General features: G+C 42.2%; 18 protein-coding genes and 2 tRNA genes. 7 read left to right on the top strand and 13 right to left on the bottom strand.

All coding sequences use genetic code 11. From position 1 onward, the window contains the following. Nucleotides 1-13: 13 nt before the first annotated feature. From cpaB to A3K86_RS13855, 6 genes are all read right to left on the bottom strand, one after another. Nucleotides 14-808: a Flp pilus assembly protein CpaB gene (gene cpaB, locus A3K86_RS13880; protein ID WP_068332088.1), complete on the bottom strand. Its 795-nt coding sequence runs from the start codon at nt 806-808 to the stop codon at nt 14-16. Beyond that, entirely contained in the window at nt 805-1,266 is a 462-nt protein-coding gene (locus A3K86_RS13875) for a prepilin peptidase (RefSeq protein WP_068332086.1), read from the bottom strand. The genes cpaB and A3K86_RS13875 overlap by 4 nt, the downstream gene beginning before the upstream one ends. Nucleotides 1,267-1,268: 2 nt before the next feature. Beyond that, nucleotides 1,269-1,463, bottom strand: coding sequence for a Flp family type IVb pilin (locus A3K86_RS13870; RefSeq protein WP_068332083.1), 195 nt, complete (start codon nt 1,461-1,463; stop codon nt 1,269-1,271). A 306-nt stretch (nt 1,464-1,769) separates the two neighbouring features. Then, nucleotides 1,770-3,269: a pilus assembly protein gene (locus A3K86_RS13865; protein ID WP_068332080.1), complete on the bottom strand. Its 1,500-nt coding sequence runs from the start codon at nt 3,267-3,269 to the stop codon at nt 1,770-1,772. A 5-nt stretch (nt 3,270-3,274) separates the two neighbouring features. Next, nucleotides 3,275-3,790 (bottom strand): tight adherence pilus pseudopilin TadF, encoded by a 516-nt coding sequence (gene tadF, locus A3K86_RS13860; RefSeq protein WP_068332076.1) that lies wholly within the window; start codon nt 3,788-3,790, stop codon nt 3,275-3,277. Between the two features lie 2 nt (nt 3,791-3,792). Beyond that, a complete protein-coding gene (locus A3K86_RS13855; RefSeq protein ID WP_068332073.1) occupies nt 3,793-4,365 on the bottom strand; it encodes a TadE/TadG family type IV pilus assembly protein in 573 nt (190 codons plus the stop codon). Between the two features lie 315 nt (nt 4,366-4,680). Between A3K86_RS13855 and A3K86_RS13850 the strand changes: the two genes are divergently transcribed. Beyond that, on the top strand, nt 4,681-5,838 hold the full coding sequence (locus tag A3K86_RS13850) for an MdtL family multidrug efflux MFS transporter (RefSeq protein WP_068332070.1): 1,158 nt from the start codon (nt 4,681-4,683) through the stop codon (nt 5,836-5,838). Nucleotides 5,839-5,924: 86 nt separating this feature from the next. Here A3K86_RS13850 and yiaY read toward each other — a convergent pair whose 3' ends face one another. Next, nucleotides 5,925-7,073: an L-threonine dehydrogenase gene (yiaY, locus tag A3K86_RS13845; RefSeq protein WP_068332068.1), complete on the bottom strand. Its 1,149-nt coding sequence runs from the start codon at nt 7,071-7,073 to the stop codon at nt 5,925-5,927. A 312-nt stretch (nt 7,074-7,385) separates the two neighbouring features. Beyond that, a complete protein-coding gene (locus tag A3K86_RS13840; RefSeq protein ID WP_068332065.1) occupies nt 7,386-8,894 on the bottom strand; it encodes a lytic polysaccharide monooxygenase in 1,509 nt (502 codons plus the stop codon). Nucleotides 8,895-9,635: 741 nt separating this feature from the next. Here A3K86_RS13840 and A3K86_RS13835 point away from each other — a divergent pair. The 3 genes from A3K86_RS13835 (at nt 9,636) to A3K86_RS13825 (ending at nt 13,368) form a co-directional block, all read left to right on the top strand. Then, nucleotides 9,636-10,853 (top strand): L-lactate MFS transporter, encoded by a 1,218-nt coding sequence (locus tag A3K86_RS13835; protein WP_068332604.1) that lies wholly within the window; start codon nt 9,636-9,638, stop codon nt 10,851-10,853. A 111-nt stretch (nt 10,854-10,964) separates the two neighbouring features. Beyond that, the gene (locus A3K86_RS13830) at nt 10,965-12,659 is read left to right on the top strand and encodes a LytS/YhcK type 5TM receptor domain-containing protein (protein ID WP_332310130.1); all 1,695 of its coding nucleotides are present in this window, start codon (nt 10,965-10,967) and stop codon (nt 12,657-12,659) included. Next, a complete protein-coding gene (locus tag A3K86_RS13825) occupies nt 12,637-13,368 on the top strand; it encodes a LytR/AlgR family response regulator transcription factor (protein ID WP_068332059.1) in 732 nt (243 codons plus the stop codon). The genes A3K86_RS13830 and A3K86_RS13825 overlap by 23 nt, the downstream gene beginning before the upstream one ends. Nucleotides 13,369-13,542: 174 nt before the next feature. Here the strand turns inward: A3K86_RS13825 and A3K86_RS13820 are convergent. Next, nucleotides 13,543-13,633: transfer RNA gene (locus tag A3K86_RS13820), tRNA-Ser, on the bottom strand. 26 nt (nt 13,634-13,659) lie between these two features. After that, a tRNA-Ser gene (locus A3K86_RS13815) sits at nt 13,660-13,747 on the bottom strand. A gap of 326 nt (nt 13,748-14,073) precedes the next feature. Here A3K86_RS13815 and mscM point away from each other — a divergent pair. After that, nucleotides 14,074-17,391, top strand: a complete 3,318-nt coding sequence (gene mscM / locus A3K86_RS13810; protein ID WP_084406615.1) for a miniconductance mechanosensitive channel MscM — start codon at nt 14,074-14,076, stop codon at nt 17,389-17,391. Between the two features lie 129 nt (nt 17,392-17,520). Here the strand turns inward: mscM and A3K86_RS13805 are convergent, their stop codons facing one another. The 3 genes from A3K86_RS13805 to dcuC form a co-directional block, all read right to left on the bottom strand. Beyond that, a complete protein-coding gene (locus A3K86_RS13805) occupies nt 17,521-17,970 on the bottom strand; it encodes an L-alanine exporter AlaE (RefSeq protein WP_084406614.1) in 450 nt (149 codons plus the stop codon). Between the two features lie 834 nt (nt 17,971-18,804). Next, nucleotides 18,805-19,542 (bottom strand): dipeptidase PepE, encoded by a 738-nt coding sequence (gene pepE / locus A3K86_RS13800; RefSeq protein WP_068332056.1) that lies wholly within the window; start codon nt 19,540-19,542, stop codon nt 18,805-18,807. A gap of 9 nt (nt 19,543-19,551) precedes the next feature. Beyond that, nucleotides 19,552-20,931: a C4-dicarboxylate transporter DcuC gene (dcuC, locus tag A3K86_RS13795; RefSeq protein ID WP_068332053.1), complete on the bottom strand. Its 1,380-nt coding sequence runs from the start codon at nt 20,929-20,931 to the stop codon at nt 19,552-19,554. 482 nt (nt 20,932-21,413) lie between these two features. Here dcuC and rsxA point away from each other — a divergent pair, with 482 nt between their 5' ends. Both rsxA and rsxB read left to right on the top strand, forming a co-directional pair. Beyond that, nucleotides 21,414-21,995, top strand: a complete 582-nt coding sequence (rsxA, locus tag A3K86_RS13790) for an electron transport complex subunit RsxA (RefSeq protein WP_068332050.1) — start codon at nt 21,414-21,416, stop codon at nt 21,993-21,995. Between the two features lies 1 nt (nt 21,996). Beyond that, a complete protein-coding gene (gene rsxB / locus A3K86_RS13785) occupies nt 21,997-22,611 on the top strand; it encodes an electron transport complex subunit RsxB (protein ID WP_068332047.1) in 615 nt (204 codons plus the stop codon). Nucleotides 22,612-22,613: the final 2 nt, after the last annotated feature.

Genomic DNA, 22,613 nt, shown 5'->3' with positions numbered 1-22,613 from the left:
AACACATCCTTGATTAGCCACGTCGCGAACCTCGCATTTCAACAATACCTTGGTAGCCAGGCAAAATATCTTTGGTTTGAGCATTTGGAATTCTGGAAGCCGCTTTTGATTTGTAAATTTCAAGGGCTGATAAACGACGAGCGAGTGTCATTTTACTAATAAATCGATGAGGGATTTCTAAAACCAAAGTCACAACCGTACTAGCTTCATCTGTACCGTAATTAACAAGATCTTGATCATCGTAAGTTTTACCTTGAACAGCAAGAACACGGATGCGATTCAATAATGGTTTAACGTCAATATTAGCTGCACGAGGAGATTCAACCCGATCGCTTGAAGACATATTTTGCTGAAGAGAGGTTAGTGCTAAGATATCGATATAGTCGCCAGCTTTAATGCCAGCTGCAATAATATGACGCTGCTCAAAGCCAAGAGGGAAAGGTGTCATCCCTGGAGAAATAATCGTATCAATATACTCTGGATTATCTGGTGTAATTAGATCTTCTTGCGTTAACATTTCGCCATCTTTGATATTATGACGAAAAACAGCACCTTGATTATAAGGTAAATCTAATAGAGCAAAATCTGCATCATGCTCTAAACGCATCTCTGATGCTAAATGATCTGTTGTAAAGTTTTGGCCTTTTTTAATATCAGCAGTTGTCAGCCAAACTTTCACTTTTTTCTCTACCGGCACTTGTTGCTGAACTACAGCTGGTTGCTCAGGCTTAAACAGCTCAGTGAACACCCCATACAAACCGATACCCAATGCTAATAAAGCAAATATGTAGGTAATTCTTTGTTTCATAGCCCAGCCTTTCCAAATACTAAGTAACCAATATTAAAAACACTAACCAATGAAATAGCGATGCCATATGGCACACCACGTTGCTTAAGCTCTGCATAGCCAGCAGTCACATAAGCCCAGCCAAGCTGCACTATCACAACTACGCCTCCCACTAGCAAAAACTCAATTAAATTTGTTAACGCCAAGGAAAAGTCAAAGCACAGTGAATAGCCCATTAACAGCTTAATATCACCAGCACCGAAGATCTTAAATCTAAACAGCCCTAACCCGATAACAAATGTAACTAAACAAACAATCAAGCCTTGCCACAGAGGAAATACATCTAATAACAAAGCTAAAGACAAACAAACCGCAAAATTTAACAACACCCAGTTGTTAGATATTTTGCGGTCTTTTATGTCTGAGATAATAATATTGACCGCAATTACGGCCAATATTGATAAAAGTAAATGAAGCATTATTACTTCGCTGCAGCAGCACCTGAAATCGCATTTGAAATATTGTCAAATGCAGAATCTAGACGACTTTTGATACTGCCAGCATCATTACTGAATGCTGCACCAACAACAACAGCCATTGCAACACCAATCAAAGCATATTCGATTGCAGTAACACCGTCTTCATTATTCCAAAATTGTGTCATAAGGTTTTTCATAAAAGACTCACTTTTAAAAAGTTAAATTTAATAAAATATTGTTTTAATCCTATAAGGATTATTAACAGCACCAGCTTTACTTTGATTAGTATCATAATGATTTTTTATAACGATGCAAGTTTTTTGTTATGTTACGCTTTTAAAATTAACCTTAAAAATCAAACAGTTAAGCAAGGCAATTAAATTGATAGTCATTTTTTTGTCACTCTCGCGTAATAACAAATCAATCAATAGTAATCTTTTTGACTCTATTTGGACATAAAAAAGCCACCCATTTAGGTGGCAAAAACACAATCTAAAAAGCACTTACTTATTCCGCTCTACATTATATGAGGTTGTGCTTGATAATAATTCCATAATAACATCTTTTAACTTGCTTAAGTCGTTAACAGTATATATGTGCTTACCAAAGCAATCTTTATACTCTTGGGCGTTATTATTAAATTTTAAACCAATAACAAACATTTCAAATTTTATTGGTTCACCATTTGCATTTATTGACATTTTATTTCGTATTGTTTTACAAAGCCCATTATTCACTAAATATTCAAAGCTATGATTGTTCTCATCACCATCTGACAAAACGAAAACAAATCTGTTTTTATTAATGGCATCATGAAACTGACTAGGGGCAGCTAGTAAAGCTTGATACATATCAGTACCGCCACCAACTCTCATCGGCTTAATTTTATTATTGAAGGCTTCCATTTCTTCTTTCTTAGACATCACAACACGATCGATAACATAATGAGCAGGAGAACTCGAACTCGTTGTACAATAACGCTCGGTTTTCATGTCTCGTTGACCCATTTTCATTGGTGTCATCAACATAAGATTATTCGGTTCTAACTGAATCTCGGTTGCTGTTCTATGGTAGTCAATATGATTTGTATTGAAACCGCCCTGCCTTGAAGAATAATTATAATCAATATTACGGCTTCCACTTCTGGCCCATGAAACGTACTTTTCCATTACATACTGCTCATCAGAGCTGTAATTCACATCTGCCCTTTGGTACCACCTCTTCCTTGACTTACTTCCCATACTCACTAACGTTGAAAAATTCTGTTGAAATCTCGGACGGCTATATCTTGTAAACTTAGGAGGCAACAACATTGATGAGCATAGGTAATCATTACCCTTTTTAAAAACTACGCGCTTAGAAAATGGAACAAATCCAAAACTAGAATCATTTATTTTTTCACCAGGGTGCTTTTTCTTTAACTCTTGAGTCCCTTCAAATATCACTTTTGTAACTTCACTAATCGCATATTTAAGATTTCCAATACGATTATAACTTGCCATTGAACCAGAAAAATCAGAAACAAATACGACATCTACCGGTTCAAAATCAGTCCTTACTCTCGCAGCTGTTGCCTTATTAAATATCTTTTGTTGTTTTTCAAACGAAGGGACGCCTGACATTGCCATCCACGAATCATGCGTAGTCGTACTTGCTAGCTTATAATGATGAATTGTTCGCGTTACTTTTTGCCCTGAGACTTCTTTTTCAAAAACTTCCTTTTCTCGAGATACAACAAATTCTTTCTTCTTATTATCCGGCATCAGATAATCAACCCAAGCAGATGCTATTTTTTTAGCTTGCTGCTGATCGAAATGCGCATCATCGCGGAGATCATCACTCTCAGCAACGGCTATTGCTGTCGCTTCCATTGTATCGCCTAAATGAGCCTTTTCTGTTATGTAGCGACTCCCTTCAACTCCCAAAGCTCCTAACCCTAGAATTCCAACAGCAACAAAAACAAAATAGATTGCTGCTGCACCTTTTTGTTGCTTAATCTTCATAACTACTACCTACCAACAAAAATAGAAGTTGAACTAATAACCCTAGATGTTTTAGCTGTATCTGCTGTCATCGCCTTTTCATAAAAAGCAGGCACTTTTTTACATACTGTTACTCGGTAAACATTCAAATCATGTTTACCACCTTCAGTCATATTATTTCCTATCGGTACACTCTGACATGGAATACTCAAATCACCAGCGTAAAATTTAACTTCTGTCTTTTCACCACTCTTAAAGCCAATATTTACACGTAACTGTGCTGAATTTCCTTGTAACCTCTTCGCCATATCTAAAATTTGCTGTGCCTGTGATTGATTTATATCCCAATTTGTAACTCTAGAATTAGGGCTATAGAATGCCTTTCTTTCCTTCAAGATTGAAACCAAAGAGTATGATGTTCTATGTAACTGGCTTTTTTGAATAACTTGCAACCCAAGATCAAAAATAAAAAACAGCAATGCTGTCATACCTATTAAGACAAAAGTTAATTCAATGCTAAAAGTACCCTGTTGTTTTTTCATTATTAGCCTTTTAGTTTTTCTCTAAATAACGCAGTATCTTGAACCGCCAATAACTTTCTTGTAATTTTACTCTCTAAAAAAGACCACTTAAACATCATTGGCTTATAGGTGTAAGTTACTGTATACTCAGCAATTGTCGCCTTATTCCAATTTGTTGACTTTATATTTTTCTCATAGTGAACAGGGTCTAGATAAGCATCTACTTTTAAAGTGTAATCACTCTCACTAGTAAATATTTTCCACAATACTCCAGCATTAGTACTAATAAACTGATAATACCACTGCGAAAATTGGTCTTTGCCCATTTGCTGAATTCGGTGACAATGCGACCTCTCCACTTCATCCGTTAAGTCATCACATTTGATATTTTTATACTTCTCAAACTCTTTATTTTCACTTAACTGCACCCTTGCATCTCTAGCAGCCTCAGCAGTCGCGTAATCCAAAACGGCAGAAATATAAGTCACTCGGCAAGTTTCAAAAATGAGCATTGTGAACATAAATAGAACAACAAAACCCAGCGCAAACTCAATCGCAAATACGCCATTTTGGCGCTTAATGCATAATTTTCTCATAACAAAACTTAGATCTTATAAATTATAGTGATATTTGTTAGATGTTATAACAAAACAATGTTTATTTGTTCGCCATGTTACATTGCATATAATCCCATGACAATATTTTGACGCAGATAATCTTTGCTTTATTTGTCAATCAGCGCACTTTAAAGGCAAATTTTAGCTTTAACGCCAACAAAATATTCCTTATTGGAATTGAACTCAGCAAACCAATAATCAGCCTAAATGTAATTTTAGGAAAATACGCATGTCTTAATAATCAATCGTCTTCACCTTAGACATCCATTAACCTTCACAACTCCAGGAGGTTCCATGTCTAAACTTATTTTATGCTGCTTCAGTCTCGTTTTACTCTACCCGCTTGGTATCGATCTTTACTTGGTGGGCGTACCACAGATAGCCAGCAATATCGCTGCATCCGAGAGCGATATGCACAATGCTTTCTCATTCTATCTCTTTGGTTTGGCATCGATGATGCTGATTGCAGGTTACGTGGCCGATAAAGTTGGACGTAAACCAGTCGCTATTATTGGCAGCTGTATTTTTATGTTGGCTTCAATCATGGCGGGACAAGCCGAGTCAGTAACAGCCTTTTTAAGTGCTCGTTTTTTACAAGGCGTAGGCGCTGGATTTGCTTACGTAGTTTGTTTCGCCATTTTACGCGACACCCTAACCGATCAAAAACGCGCCAAAATTATGTCAATGATCAATGGCGTTATTTGTATCGTTCCTGTACTGGCACCTGTGCTTGGTCACTTCATACTGTTATTTTTACCGTGGCAACAGCTTTTCTTAGGGATGGCATTATTAGGCGGGGCAATTGGTTTATTCTGCTTAATTAAGTTACCAGAAACTAAATCGGGACAGGAGAATACCAGCGCGAAGGTACAGCTCAATATATTCCTAAATACTTTCTTTTTATCTCGCTTATTAATTTTGAGTTTAGGCATTACCTCCATTCTGACCTATGTAAATACATCACCTTTAATTTTGATGCAGCAACTGGGCTATTCAACGGGTGATTTCGCATTGGCTATGGGGCTGCTTTCTAGTGTAAGTATGCTCACATCATTCTCTACACCTAAATTATTAAATCACTTTAAACAGAACAGCATCATTATAGCAGGGCTTGCTGTATTAACCCTTGCTGGAACTGCAGTGTATTTTGCCAATATGTATCAATTAGAAATGGCTTTCTTACTTGGCTTTTTATTAACCTGTGCAGGCTTTTCATTATGCTTTGGTACTACCACCAGCCAAGCATTAAGTTTATACCCTGACAATGCGGGGCTTGCGAGTGCGGTTCTTGGAGTTTGCCAAATCAGCCTATCCGCTTTGTATATTTTCGTTACGGGGATTTTCGCTGTTTCCCCGAGTCATATGTTAGTGAGTATCTTAGTGACGAGCGGTATTATCGGTGTTTGTCTACTAAACTCAATCAAACCTGCGCAAGAGCCAGTGACGTTATAAAAACGATGTGCTAACGCTAGGCACAAAAAAACGGCAGGGTTTCCCCTGCCGTTGTCGTTATTTCAATATTTAGTTAGGTTTGTCGCTTATAGCGCTGCAGCAAAGATGCTAGAAATCTCTTCGTGCGTCGCTTGCTTAGGGTTAGTTAGACCACAAGCATCATTTAGTGCGTTGTCAGCTAGTACAGGAATGTCTTCTGCTTTAGCGCCAAGCTCTGTAAGACCTGCAGGAATACCTACATCTTTAGATAGAGCTTGAATTGCTTCCAGTGCCGCTTCTGCACCTTGCTCTGCAGTCATCGCTTCAACGTTCACACCCATTGCTTTAGCAACATCTTTCAAACGCTCTGGGCAAACTTGTGCGTTGTAACGTTGTACGTGTGGAAGAAGTACTGCGTTACATACACCGTGTGGAAGGTCGTAGAAGCCACCTAGTTGGTGCGCCATTGCGTGAACATAACCCAGAGATGCGTTGTTGAATGCCATACCAGCCATGAACTGTGCGTATGCCATTTGCTCACGCGCTTCGATGTTTTGACCATCGTTAACCGCAGTGCGTAGGTGTGCTTGAATAAGCTCAATCGCTTTAATTGCTACTGCGTCAGTAATTGGCGTTGCTGCTGTTGAAACATAAGCTTCAATCGCGTGAGTTAATGCATCCATACCTGTTGCCGCTGTTAGCGAAGCAGGTTTAGCAAGCATAAGCTCAGGATCGTTTACTGATAGAAGCGGTGTTGTATTTTTATCAACAATTGCCATCTTAATGTGACGCTCTTCATCAGTAATGATGCAGAAACGCGTCATTTCCGATGCTGTACCCGCTGTTGTGTTAATTGCGATTAGCGGAAGCTGAGGTTTTGCTGATTGGTCAACACCTTCGTAGTCGCCAATTTTGCCACCGTTTGATGCAACTAAAGCAACACCTTTCGCACAGTCGTGTGGTGAACCGCCACCTAATGAAATAACAAAGTCACACTCGTTATCTTTAAGCAGTTTAAGACCTGCTTCTACGTTACCAATCGTTGGGTTTGGCTGTGTACCGTCAAATACCACTGACTCAACATCGCGCTCAGCAAGAAGATCTGCTACTTGCTTAACAACACCGATTTGGTTCAGTACTTTATCAGTAACAATTAGCGCTTTCTTAAAGCCGTGATCCTTAATTGTGTCAGCCGCTTGAGTCAGACAGCCTGCACCCATTAGGTTCACTGCTGGGATAAAAAATGCACTACTCATGATAATTCTCCATAATTACGAATACTTCTTACGCTAGTTACCTAAAGGTGTAGGGAGGAAATTAGATGTAAACAGTATCCTTTTGTTTCCTGCATCTTTATGTATCACCACACCTATGTGTTAGAAATTGATCTAAAGCAATCTATTAATAAGAGCCATTCATATTGGATGAACAATATGACTTAGATCACATAATAACATCCTTATAAATCAGATGGTTAGCGTTTACATACAGAAACACTTATATGCCTATCAGAAACAAAACCGCCAGCATACTGCTGGCGTATATCTTTCTTTGCTATCTAAAATGGGTTACCGCTTCATCCAAGCATCACTCCAATGTGTTCCTACACCGGGTTCGTAATGATTCGCGGATGGGGAGTAAATGCGGCACCAGCCACTGGCAGGGAATGGCTTACATTCGTAAACGTTACCATCTGTGGCTAAGACTTTAGTTCCTGCGTTGTAGCTGCCAATGCTGTCAGGGTAAACAAAATCGTAGCTACCATCTGAATTGCCTTTGATCGTTACTTGACGATTTTGCAATACTTGAACATCGCCATTTTTGTACGTCGCAGTAACATTTAGCAAGAACTGCCCTGCTTGTTCTGCCATTACAGTCATAACTGCTGAAGGTTGTTGAGCACTAAGCTGCGCGCTGTCTGCACCTACTGTGTTACCGCTATTATCTTTCAGTGCCATCACAACTTGATATTCACCTTCAGATTTTACCGTTGCCGCGATCGCAATTTGGTTATTGGCATCAAGCTGATACTCAGAAGCTAAGCCTTCAACCTTAATAACTGGTGGTGTAACGCCAGCTTCACGAACATCTAGCGCATAGTTGTAATCACTATTGGTCACATACACTTGGTTGGCGTATAGGTCCGCACTTTCATACACGATTTCATCGCTTGCATTTTTCACTCCAATTTGAGTGATGCCTGGGTATTTCTGGTTCACCAGTTGCGCTAATTCATAAGACCAAGTATTTAAATCTACGTTCGCTTCTGTGATTGGTAGCTTCTCAAATACCAACTCATTTCCTTGCGCAGAGAAAATGCGATACCACACAGCATCACCTACTTTAGCGGTAACACCCGGCTTAACATAAGCCCCTTTACTTGCCCATGTTGGGGCTGGCGCATCGCCGTCAAATTTAATATCGCTACAGTTATAAAAGCCTTCACCAGCCGGGTCATTACGCTGCCAACGAGTCACTAATGTCGCTTCCCCATTTCTTCCAGCAGGTAAAGTGACATCCATTTGATAGTAGTTAGTCCCATCAATATTTACTTTTTCAATATTGCCGAACTCTTGAATAAGCTCTAAATCACTCCACGCCAAACGACTATGCGCTGCGTTGTAACTTGGTTTGGATAAATAAATCTGCCAATGACTTGGGTTATGCGGTGCTGTCGCAAGATATTTGAGCGTGAAAGTATCACCCGATTTCATGGCAGTACGTTGCCAACTCAGTGATGGGACACTCATTCCGCTTTTCTTGGTATCACCACCAGAACAAATGAGGCCATCTTTCACTGCAGCTTTTACCGCCGTCATATTGTTGTAATCTGGTACCAAAGTGGCAAATTCATTAATTTGAACAAAAGGATATGTACCCGACTCCAAAAACGCAGCGCGACAAGCTTCATTCGGAATTGTTGAACCATCTTGTGAGCCCCAGTGACCGCCTTGTTCATTACAAATCACTTGGCGTGCTTTGGGGTAAGTGGCGTAACCGTGGGCTTGAGCAAGTGTCGGTATCATTGCAACTCCAGCTGCAACAAGACCAAGAGAGAAAGAAAACTGATTTTTCATTGTGAGCTTCCATGTTGATTATTATTAAAGGAAGCCAGCTACCCTAGCTCTAACATTGAACCTTTGGTTGGCAATTTTGCGCCAACCTTTTTAACGTTCTTAGCCTTTAGCTGACTCTCATAATAAAAAATCAGCCCGTAAAATTAGGCAAAATTTTCGTGCTAGATGTGGAATGGCCATCTCAAAATATCAAGCTTAAAGGCAGGCAATTGCTATAGATAATCCAACGCCGAATAAAATAGCTTTATTGCCATAATCTATAGCGTTTATCGCACTATATATTTGATGATTAACCATTAATCATCAGCCCATCATTACTGATTAAAGGTACCTCAACCAGAGAGCCATACTTCATCATCGCTTCAAGTATTTACTCAGCCACCCAGTACTGAATTCACATTATTAAATGAAAACCCACCAGCAAATAGCCAAGAAAACAGGCAGAGAAATCACCTGAAATACACTGACATTCCTTTTTACTCAACCGACTAAAAACCGAAATGCTAAAACCAATTCAAAAACAAGATGCACTTTCCACACATTCCCATAAACACAGTTCCTAAAGCTTGCTGAACTCTCTCCATCGCTGCCATTCATGCCCAAATATTGCAGTTCATGCCGACTCAGTGCGGCTCATTTTATAGTTTTACTGACCTATTGGCGGTGCTGATTCAGTGGCGTATTAATAAGTCACATAAATCTTATAACCCTGACGACGAACGATTTTCGGAGCATAGCAAAATGCAATCATCTAACCGCCAGCCAAGCAGATTATGGACGCTGTTTGGTACTATCCTTACTCAATTTGCCCTCGGTTCTGTGTACACTTGGAGCCTATTTAACGCACCACTAGCCAACAAACTTGATGCACCTGTGAGCCAAGTTGCTTTCTCTTTCGGTATTTTAAGTCTTTCGCTAGCCGTCGCTTCTTCAGTATCAGGCAAACTGCAAGAACGCTTTGGTGTTCGTAAAGTCACTATCAGTGCTGGCATCATGCTAGGCCTTAGCTTAATCATTACTGCTTATGCGCCAAACTTATTCATTTTATATGTGGTAGCAGGCTTCTTGGTGGGCTTTGCTGATGGTACAGGCTACCTAATGACCCTCTCAAACTGTGTGAAATTCTTCCCAGAACGTAAAGGTGTGGCTTCAGCGTGTGCTATCGGTGCTTACGGCTTAGGCAGCTTAGGCTTCAAATACATCAACATGTATTTCCTGACTCACTCAGGCGTATATATGACCTTCAGCGTATGGGGCATTATTGCGATGTGTTGTGTGGTTATTGGTGGTTTGATGATGCGTGATGCGCCAATCCAAGCACCAGCTGCCAATGAAGCTAGCGCTCAAGGTACTGCGTCAACAGAGTTTACTCTTGCAGAAGCATTCAAAACATCCCAATTTTGGATGCTATCGCTAATCTTCCTAACAGTATGTATGTCTGGCCTATACGTAATTGGTGTTGCAAAAGACATTGGTGAAAACTTTGTTCACCTTAATACTGCCGCTGCGGCAACTTCCGTTGCCATTATTGCCGTATGTAACCTTTCTGGCCGTTTAGTGCTTGGGGTATTGTCTGATAAAATCGCGCGAATTCGAGTGATCAGCATTGCGCTTATCATCTGCCTCGTTGGTGTTGTATGTTTACGCCTTGTATCGCTTGAGCAATCGAGCTTTTACTTAGCGATTGCCTGTATTGCATTTAGCTTTGGTGGCACTATTACCGTTTTTCCATCTCTGGTAAGTGATTTCTTTGGCTTGAACAACCTTACCAAAAACTACGGTTTTATTTACTTAGGCTTTGGTATTGGTAGCTTTGTTGGCTCTGTGATTGCTTCTGTGTTTGGTGGCTTTACGGCAACGTTCTCAGTGATGTTGGCACTAGTGGTGATTTCAATTGTGTTCTCACTAATCGTCAAACTGCCAAGCAAAACACAACAGCTACAACCAGTTATGTGTTAATCGCGAACAACCAATGAAAGCGCTCCCCCACTCAGAGTGAGCCGTTATTCATTAGTTTCACAGCCCTTATGATCTCATAGGGGCTTTTTCGTTAATAAAGGAGTCTTACTGTTGTTCCTTGAACATTTACAAATGCTTTTCAACGTGTTGGAACGTGCTGCATTTATGCTGTCAGCCTTGTTCCTACTCACACAAGCGCGCGTATTCAAAGACATCATGAACAAAGATGCATCAGAGCGAAAACCGACCGAGTTGGTGTTCGTTTCGATTCTGTTTATCTTCTTCGCCATTTTTAGCACCTATACCGGTGTGAATGTTGATGGCTCCTTAGTTAACGTTCGAATTATCTCTATTATCTCTGGCGGCATTATTTTCGGCCCTTGGGTTGGGCTACCTGCCGGAATCATCTCAGGGATCCACCGTTTTTTAATCGATATCGATGGACCAACATCTATCCCCTGCCTGATCACCAGTACTTTTGCGGGCGTGTGCGGCACCCTAATTTACCGTTACGGCAATCAAAAGCACTATATTTGTTGGGGCATCGCCGCTGGCATGTTCTGTGAAGTGCTCACCATGGCACTGATTTATCTCCTGTCAGATGACAAAACCCTCGCGCTCACCATAGTGAACAACATAGGTTTGCCTATGGTGCTTGGTGCAGCCAGCATTGGCTTAATCATCAAACGGATCCAAGACGTTCACAACGAACGTGATCGCTTTGCAGCCCAGCAAGCCAAACGGGCGTTAGATATTGCCAACCAGACGCTACCATTTTTCAAAAGTAACCATTCAGACAGCCTCGCCCATATCTGCGATATTATTCGCCGTGAAGTACAAGCTGATGCTGTATTCATTACCGATCGTGAATTCATTTCAGCCTATGCTAACGACTCGACACTCGGTCACTATGACGATCATCAAGCCGCCTGCGGTCCCTTAGTGAAAAAAGTCTTAACGCAGCAAACTCATGTGGTGGCTAATGATTTTGAGTACGAATCCTTCCGCTCGGCTTTGATCATTCCACTCAAAGAAAGCAACCATATTACTGGCACGCTCAAGATCTGTTTTCGTAAAAAGAATCAGATCTCACAGCCATTAATCGAACTAGCCCAGGGCTTATCGGTGCTTATCTCAACTCAAATCGAAGCATCAAGCGCTGAACAAGCCAAAACCATGCTGCAAAAAGCAGAATTTTCAGCCCTGCAAAGCAAAATCAATCCGCACTTTTTGTTTAACGCTTTAAATGCGATTTCCACCTTGATCCGCATTCAACCTGATAAAGCGCGCTCATTGATAGCTAACCTTGCTGACTTTCTGCGTTATAACCTTGAACGCGATGAAGACTTTATTGATATACATGCAGAGCTTCAGCAGGTGCGCGACTACACCGCAATTGAGCTAGCACGTTTTGGCAATAAGCTCTCCGTTGACTTCGATATCGACCCTGTCTATCTACAAATCCCATGCTTACTCATTCAGCCACTGGTTGAAAATGCTATTCAGCATGGTATTCAACCTTTCAGCCGTCCGGGACGGGTACTGATTCGAGTAAAACAGCACAATGACCATGTGTTGATCAGTGTAAAAGACAGTGGTGAAGGGATCCCACAACCAATTATCGACAAGCTCAATAGCGGCACGATGGAAAAACATAAAATAGGCTTAATCAATGTCCATCAGCGCATTAAACTGATTTATGGTCAAGGGTTACAAATTCAAAACCTAGATGATGGCGTCGAAGTGTCATTTAAAATCATGAACCGTCAACCAGAGGCTGTATATGTTGAAAGCGGTAATTGTTGAAGACGAATACTTAGCTCAAGAAGAGCTTAAATACCTCATTAAAGAACACAGTAACATCGATGTTGTTGCTGTGTTTGATGACGGATTACAAGCATTCAAATACCTTCAAGGGCACAGCGTTGATGTCATCTTTTTAGATATTAACGTGCCATCCATTGACGGCATGATGCTGGCGAAAAATCTGCACAACACGCAAAACGCACCGCAAATGGTGTTTACTACCGCGTACAAAGAGCACGCACTGGAAGCTTTTGACATCGAAGCCGTCGACTATTTACTTAAACCGTTAAGTGTAGAGCGTGTTCAACGTGTATTAGAAAAGCTTGAGCATCAAGCCGCTCCTCATACTCACACGTTAGCGTCAAAGGGTAATGAACCCGCAACGACAATACCGTTACAGCAGCAAAATCGCATTTGTATCATTAATATTGAAGACATTCTCTATGCCGTAGCCAAAGAGAAAGTGACCGAAGTTTTCACCCAAGATCAAACTTACATTGCGCCCTACACTATCAGTGAATTACTGCAACGCTTGCCAGAAGATCGTTTTTTCCGAAGCCACCGCTCTTACTGCGTTAACCTTCATAAAATCACGCAAATCACACCGGGCATGAACAGCACTTATATCATCAATGTTCAGCATAGTGACGCAGAGATCCCTGTCAGTCGCAGCAATATCAAAGCGTTTCGGACTCAGATGAAACTCTAAGGTTTAGTACCCTATTCCACCACCACAAAATTAAGACGAAAAAAAACCGCTGAATGTTCAACGGTTTTCTTCAATCTAGCGGAGCGCTTGGGGTATGGCGGATTTGATTCAAATCCAATTCCACCATAACCAAATGCAAAAAAGGCGCTGATAAATCAGCGCCTTTCTTATATGTGGCGGAGAGATAGGGATTTGAACCCTAGATACGCTACAAACGTATGCCGGTTTTCAAGACCGGTGCTTTCAACCACTCAGCCATCTCTCCGAAATTGTTATCATCTAAAAAGATGATGGCGGTGAGGGAGGGATTCGAACCCTCGATACGTTGCCGTATACACACTTTCCAGGCGTGCTCCTTCAGCCACTCGGACACCTCACCAAATTGTCGTGGACGCCTTGCGTCTCAACGGCGGCTAATGTAATCACTCACGCCGATAGGGTCAAGCCATTTTATGAGAAAGATCACCATTTGCCGACTATTAGATCAAATCGTACCAAGTTACGGCAACCCACTGATTATAACTCCAACAATTGTTAGTAATGACTCAAACTCTCATTCATCAGCTTGAATTTATTAAATTAATCAACAAGCTCTAAAATTAGTATAAAATCGTGTAATCACGTGCCTCTCACCCAAGAATATGGGTACTTAAGTGTCAGAAGACGCCATTGGCTTCAATTTTTATGCGCCCGAAAGGATACAGTATGACCTTATTTAAGCATCTCTTCGTCACCGTGATGCTGCTTTGTTTTTCCATTACCACCAGTCATGCTGATGAATTGGCGAATACTCAGCAAACGCTAAGTGAAAAAGTCGAGCAGCTTGAACAAGCACCTAAAACGCCTGAAAACCTTAAAGCCCTCGATGCACTACAAAAAGCCCAACGCCAATTGGAGAAAGTTAGCGACTTCAACCGTCAGACCAAAGAGTTCCAAGATCTGATGGCCAACTATCCGCAACGGGCTGAAGAACTCAAAAAACAAATTAGCACCTATGCTGTCACCGAGTTTCCTAATTTTACCGATTGGGGAGCAGAACAACTGACACTTGAAATTGCAGATCAAGACGAAAAGCTGCAACAACTCGAACTAACGCGTAAAGAGCAAAAGAATATCTTTGCTGATATCGAGCAAGGGATCGATCTGTTCTCAAGCCAAACCGAACAACTTCGCGCCAAAATTAAAAGCACTGAAAACAAAATCCGTTTAGAAGAAAACACCAGTAAAGATCCTAACGAACTGCTGATTTTAGATATTGCTCGCCAGTACTACATGAGCCAAATCTACATGTTAGAGGCCGAGCAGCTCAGTGCGGGCAATCGTCGTCAATTAGCCAAACTCAACATTCAGCGCATTAACCTCGACATTGAAGCGCGTCAGGCTTATCGCAACAACTTACAAAACACCCTTAATCGTGCAACCCGTGAAACTGTTGATGAAAAAGCAGAAGACAGCGAAGCGCTGCTTGATGACATCAATAATCAACCTGCGGTACTCAAACGCTTAATACTTACCAATAAGCAGCTTTCAAATGCATTAACGGCCATCACAGCACAAACTGAGCAGGTGCAGTTATTACAGCAACAAACCACCAGTCATATAAAAAGTGTTAATCATACTGCCGAAGAGCTTGAACAAGTTTCAGAGTGGCTTCGCTTGAGCCCTGCGTTCAGTGAAACGCTGCGTACCCGCTTAAAAGAGCTACCCGACAATCCGCCGATTGAAGTACTTGATCAGCAAATTGCTCAGCACCAGATCAAAAAGTACGAATACCAACAGCAGCTTGATCGTTTTAACGAGCAACTTAAGCAACCTCGTACTCTCTCGCTTGATAACGAGCAGCAAGTGGTTGAGAAAAATTTAATTGAAGCCAATATCGATCTTCTTAAACAAGTGCTCAACGCCTCTGATAAAGTGATCTACCAAGAGGCCACCTTAAAAGTGGCTTACGACAAGCTAAATAACCAGCTGACAGAGCTGGCAACTCAAGCACAAAAGCAATTGTTCTGGGCTCCCGACACTAATAGCTTGAGTTGGAACTTAGTGGTTAACACGGTTGAAAAGATCCGTTGGTTCTTCTCCCCTTTCCAATGGATAAACCTGTTAAAAGTGCCAGCCAGCTTGTCGCTGACTAGCATTATCGTGACACTTTCCTGTATTGCGGTACTTATTTTCATTAGTAAATGGAGCCGCAAGCGCTGGAAAGTTCGCCTCGAACGTATCCACAAAATGATAGGCAAAGTCACTCAAGACAAGTTCCGCTTTAGCTATATCAATGTGATGATCGCTTTCGTTCTCGCTTGGCCTATTCCCTTATGCGTTAGTCTGTTAGGCGATCTGCTCACCGAAGCATGGCAATACCCATTTTTCCATCATCTCGGCCAAGCATTAACGTTACCACTATCACTGGTGGTATTTTGTTTCATCCGCGAATTAGTCCGTGAAAACGGCTTATTCATTAGCCATTTTGGCTGGGATGAGAAAGTAGTAAAAGACGCCTTTGGTCACTACCGCACCCTGATGTGGGTCTATTTCCCAATGATGGTGATCCAGCAATTTACTTTGCTGTATAGCGATGTAGACGTTCGTGCGACTCTTGGACGCCTTGCCTTTATTATCAGCAATATCGCTATCAGCTACTTCTTATATAAGCTGTGGCGCGACAAAATGCCGATGACCTATGGCGATGTACCAGAAGGTAAAGCGCACCTGCGTCACCACCTCATTTGGTGGAGCTTTATTGTGATCCCCCAAGCGCTCAATTACGCGTCATTAAAAGGCTATTTAAGCTCCTCGCAATCTATTATGACCAAGCTGGAAGTCTCAGCGTTCATTGGGGTGCTCACCCTACTGATCTACTTCCTGACCAAGCGACTAATGTTGCTGCAAAAGCGCCGTCTTGCCTTTGAACGCGCTAAAGCTAAACGTCAGGAAATCTTGGCGCAACGCTTAGCGGAAATGAATGAAGAGCGCGAAGAAGTTCACACCAGTAGTGAAATGCAGATCGAAATTGAAGAGCCTGAAATCGATCTCGATAAAATCAGCGCACAGTCTTTGCGTTTACTGCGCTCACTCCTGTTCTTGATTTACCTATCGGTACTGGCTGTACTGTGGGCAGATCTCTACCAAGCCACCACACTATTAGAAGACATCACTTTATGGGATGTGACCAATACCATTAACGGTATTGATGAGCTCAGTGCGATTACCGTCAAAAGCGCATTGCTCGCTTTGTTAGCTTTCGGCTTAACCGCAGTGTTTGCCCGAGATTTACCAGCTGCAATGGAGCTGTTGATCCTGCAACATATCGAGCTAAGCCCGGGCACAGGCTACGCCCTTACCTCGCTTACGCGCTATCTGACTATCTTCCTTGGGATCATTATTGGTTCCGGATTGATCGGCTTCGATTGGTCGAAAATGCAATGGTTGGTCGCCGCGCTGGGTGTCGGTTTAGGTTTCGGTTTACAAGAGATCTTCGCCAACTTTATCTCTGGTTTGATCATCTTGTTTGAGCGCCCAATTCGTATCGGTGATACCGTCACGATTCGTGACTTAACAGGGGTGATCGCAAAAATTCAAACCCGTGCAACCACCATTGTCGACTGGGATCGCAAAGAAGTGATTGTGCCAAACAAAGCTTTTGTGACCGAACAGTTTGTTAACTGGTCGCTATCAGATGCCATTACCCGCGTCACTATCACTATCAATGTGAAGTATCTTGCTGACAGTGAGTTGGTCACCCAGTTGCTGTTCGATGCTGCCCATGAGTGTGAATTAGTGCTCGATAATCCAGCCCCTGAAGTTTTCTTCTTGGGTCTGTCGGCTGATTGCCAGAACTTCGAAGTACGCGCCTATGCAGCGGAAACAGGACACCGCTTGAGCCTAACCCACGATCTTCATTGTCGTATCAAGCGTAAGTTCATCGACCACAATATTGATATTGCGCACCCACAATTGGAAATCGCGATCAAGAACCAAAAATCGCACCCATTCGCTCGTCGTCGTACCGCCACAGTACGATAGCAAAGGCAAAACAGCCGCAAACAAAAAAGGTGCCACTCAGTTACGCTCAGTAACTTGATGGCACCTTTTTGATATTCATGTTTTACCACATTAGAACAGAGATTAGCCTGAACTAAGTTTGAAGCAGGATTAATGTGCTTGATAGTATCCCGGCACTTTGAACATGCGACGGCATGCATCTAAGAAGTGACCGTAAACCACACCTAGTGCACCAGACACAACGGCATTACTTGCTACTGCCGTAATGATTTGGTCGGTATCAGCACCCACGACAAACAAGATACCTGCGTACACAGGTGATTGGAAAAGCACATACGCACACATATCGGCAATGCTCTTCATCCAACCACTTTCAGACATACGACGCCCCGCACGCAACATCGCATCACGGAACACACCATAAGGCCAAGCAATCGCAATGTTAATTGGGATTGATAAAGTACGTGACGCCAGCGATTGTTCTAACGTCATCCCCGAAATAAACACTTCAATTAGCATGCCAGTAATAAAACTGAAAATAACCATCGCAAACGTGTCGGCGGCTGCATTTCGCACGTTGAATGAATTTTTAACTGACACACGCCCTCCTAAAATCGCCACTGTATAGAGAAAAACACTAGATAAAAAGATGAATTTGGAAATATAAACCAGACAAATAAAACAATGCAGTTTATTTGCGCATTAGAACAGCTTTTAAGTGGAATATGGCACTAAAGTTAAAACCAAATACTGGATTAACTACTGAGTTTATAAATTTATTTGGTATAAAACGCCAAGAATCACCCAGTGACGTGCCACAGGTGATCAATCAACGACCAAAAACATAAGAAAAGCAGCAAAAATAGCCACCAATTTGTTAAGTTTCACTCATTATATGTTGCTCTGAATAAGATATCAGGCAGATGAATCTATTTATTCAAAGCTTGTGTTTTTATCATTAGCTTTACTCACTAAACCAATGAATTTTATTAATATTATGGTAGGTGATCGTCATCACAGCCATCAGATTGCAATAGGAATAGATCGCAAAATCAGCACATTAATTCATGATTTAGCATGGTTACTATTAAAAATGCTATAAGCATCAAATAAACAACCAACTTACTAATAATTAGTGCGATAAAAAGCACAATGACACTCAAATCGGCTGTTCAACAATGAATTTAACAAAAGCAGGTAACAGAAAAGCCATATTACGGATTAGGTGACACCCTATCCTGTCTGGCTCTATAGAAAGCATATTGTAGGTTTTACGCCATCCCGACACGATACTAAACCAGATGCATTAATTGACACTCTAACCAGTCGCGATTTAGTCAAACAGCACCAAAAGACTTGGATGATGAAGACAAACAACAGTCATAAAAAAACGGCAACCGAAGTTACCGTTTTTATCAAAGTATGTCGCGAGCCTTAGCAGCTATGCGCCATTAAGAACTGAATGTCTTGCCCTTGTGCAAAGTACTCTGGCTCTTTACCGTAGCTAAACAGTTTTAGATCTTTACCGTTAGCACAGTGGTAACTAAGCTCACCATCGTGTAGGTGCAGCCAAGTCCCTTCAGGAATACCAATCACAGGCTCGTGCTTGTTCACTTCCAGGAACTCTTGAATGCGCTCGTCACGCGTTTCACCATTGTGACCTTCCACTTTCGCTTCTAAGTAATGTGGGTTAATTTGGAATGGCACAAGATTCAGCGACGGTAGTACCGCACCAGTAATAATTGGCATGTCGTTGGTAGTACGAATTGTTGGGCACGTAATGTTAGTACCAGCACTCCAACCAATATAAGGGACACCTTGATCCAATACCGCTTTACGGATTGGGCCAACCAAACCTAAATCATGCAATGTTTTGTTCAACACCCAAGTGTTACCACCGCTCACCAAAATACCGTCAGCCGCTTTAATTGCCGCAACAGGATCTTCGGCTTGATGCAGACCAGTAACAATACAGTCTAAACCTAGCGCATCAAACGTTTGTTGTACCATTGCCACACGGTCATCGTGGCTAGAACGAATCACAGCATACGGGATCAGTACCCAATTTTTAGCGCCTGTACGCTTCACTTGCTCAACAATCGCTTCGCCTGCAAAGCCCATCACATGTTCGTTACCGGCAATTTTGCCGTTACTTAGCATTAAAATGTCCATTTTTCGTCCTTATGAGTACTTGATCACCGCCAGCACCAATACCACCAGCATACTGCTGATCATTGGCACAGAGGTTCGTTTAATAACATCGATAGGTGTGATTTTTGCCATACCTGCCACGGTAATGATCACCCCAGCAACTGGAGACATGGTACGCCCAATACCTGCAGCAAACAAAATTGGAACCAATGGAAGCAGTGGGTTCACACCGAAGTTGGTCGCAATTTGCGGCACGATAGGAATGAATGCCATAACTGGCGCGTTACCAGAACCGGTAATAAACGCCGTTAGCAAAATAAAGCCAGAGAACACCACCACGATACCGCCAGGACCTAAATCAAAAGACTTCGCGGTGTCGATAAGCGCAGTGATAGCCCCAATGTTTTTCAAACCCGCAGAGAAGAACTCAGCCGCAATCATCAAAGTCAGTACGCTGGCGAAAATCATCCCAGTACCACGTAACCAAGCTTCAAAGTTGTCAAATGCACGCTGAATAGAGCGGAAACGAACAGCTTCAATCACGATACAGATCGAGATAGTCGACATCATCGCAATTGGGATGGTCATGGTAATCGATTCCATCACCATGCTTGAGAAACCAAATAGGAACACGAACGGAAGCACTGGCAGCAATGCGTAGAAACCTGGAACTTGGTCGTTTTCGTCGTGTTGCGCTTCTAGTGTTTGCAGGTACTTACCACGGTCTTGCGCAGGGTCGTAACCCTCTTTCTTATCGCAGTAACGTTGCCATGCGATATTCACCATTGGAATTGATACCAACAGTAACACTTGGAAAATTGTTTGGTGGTTAACCACGAAATCCATGATTTCCACGTTAATCGCATTCGCCCCGATCACCGCATTGATCTGACCCGGACCGTATTCCCATGCCGTTGGAATAACAATTGTTGCTACCGCCGTTTTGGCACTCACCCCAGCATTACGCAATACAGGGTAAAGCGTACCCATCAAGAGTAATGATAACGACGTCGCACCTGTGATGAACACGTACATGATAGACACGAAAATCAACACCAACGCCAATAGCACGTATGGGCTTTTCACCGCCATAACAGGACGTGAGGTTGATTTCACCAATGCTTGAGATGCACCAATGTGGTTAAGGTAGGTAGAAACACCTGCAATAGAGACCAGTGTTAAACCCACTTTACCCAAACGACTGTTGGTAATTTCAGTAAAGCGCTGCCATAAATCAAAGAACATAGCGCCTTGCGTTTTACCATCAGCCAAAATTGGTGAGATGTCAGCAAGCTGAGCAAAAGCTAAAAGTAGCAAGCCCGCTGTGATCAGCGTTGCTTGAGGGTTAAATTTTTTCAGCATCGAGAAGGCAACCATGCCCACTACCGCCAGGGTGAATAGATATTCCATAAAATCAAAGCTCTCCGAATAATTACCGGCAAATACTGCCTAACCAACATCCGAAAAGTTTTGAATTGGAGCACATAAACAACATCAAGCACTACAGTGAATTGCTTATTGCTATACATATCACTAAAAGGCATGCGCTATGCAAAATAAAGCAAACAGTGAAATCACAAAACTCATCTATGAACACAAACAACTGTGCAACATCTTACCTATTACTCCCCCGTTACTCGCACCAGTCGCAAATTTGCACCATTCAAATTATGCAACGCATCCTCCTTTCGTTACCCACAACCGAGAGATACTTACAACACAGTAAACTGCCGCTCCAAATAGGTAACATCCTCTGATCGTAATAATTTCAAACCAGATATAACTGATGAAAGAATCATCAATCTTGAATACCCCTGCTGCAGAAGTGTTGTTATCGCTTGCGTAAAGGTCGATAATATGCAGATCTCTTTCAAAAAATAATATAAGACGGTATGACTGAATACCTGCTACTACTCGTCGGCACTGTATTAGTGAACAACTTTGTGCTGGTGAAGTTTTTAGGCTTATGTCCGTTTATGGGCGTGTCTAAGAAACTGGAAACTGCAATTGGTATGGGCTTAGCAACAACCTTCGTGCTAACGCTCGCGTCTGTGTGTGCCTACTTGGTGGAAACCTACATCCTAGTTCCCCTTGGCATTCAATATCTGCGTACTTTGAGCTTTATCTTAGTGATCGCTGTAGTGGTGCAATTTACTGAAATGGTTGTCCACAAAACCAGTCCGACACTGTATCGCTTACTGGGTATCTTCCTACCATTGATCACCACCAACTGTGCGGTATTAGGTGTTGCCCTACTCAACATCAATGAACGCCACAATTTCACTGAATCTGTTATTTATGGTTTTGGTGCCGCGGTCGGCTTCTCACTGGTATTGGTATTGTTTGCTTCAATGCGTGAGCGTATTGCAGCGGCTGATGTCCCAGAGCCATTCAAAGGCGCATCAATTGCAATGATCACCGCTGGCTTAATGTCTCTTGCCTTCATGGGCTTTACTGGATTGGTGAAACTCTAATATGAGCGGAATTTTAATTGCAGTGATTGCGATTGCAGTCCTAGCCGCTATTTTCGGCCTGATTCTGGGTTTTGCTTCAATCCGCTTTAAAGTGGAAGCCGATCCTATCGTTGAGCAAGTTGACGCGATTTTACCGCAAACACAATGTGGTCAGTGTGGCTATCCAGGTTGTCGCCCTTACGCTGAAGCCATCGCAAATGGTGATGACATCAATAAATGTCCTCCGGGCGGTCAGGCGACCATCGAAAAACTGGCAGATTTGATGGGCGTGGATGTGCCCGACTCTGCACACGATGAAGAAAAATCAGTTAAGAAAGTCGCATTCATTCACGAAGATATGTGTATTGGCTGTACCAAGTGTATTCAAGCTTGTCCGGTTGATGCCATTGTCGGTGGTACTAAAGCCCTACACACGGTGATTAAAGACGAATGTACTGGCTGTGATCTGTGTGTATCGCCTTGTCCGACTGATTGTATTGAAATGGTCCCTGTCGAGATGACACCTGAAAGCTGGAAATGGAATCTAAATCAGATCCCTGTGGTGAACCTGCCTACAGAATCAAAAGCTTCAGCTAAATCAAGCGCCCCTGAAACATCAAGCGACAAGGTAGAGTAACC

It is taken from the genome of Photobacterium jeanii (assembly GCF_001650345.1).
Classification (GTDB): domain Bacteria; phylum Pseudomonadota; class Gammaproteobacteria; order Enterobacterales; family Vibrionaceae; genus Photobacterium; species Photobacterium jeanii.
This window is presented reverse-complemented; position numbering and strand designations above follow the sequence as displayed.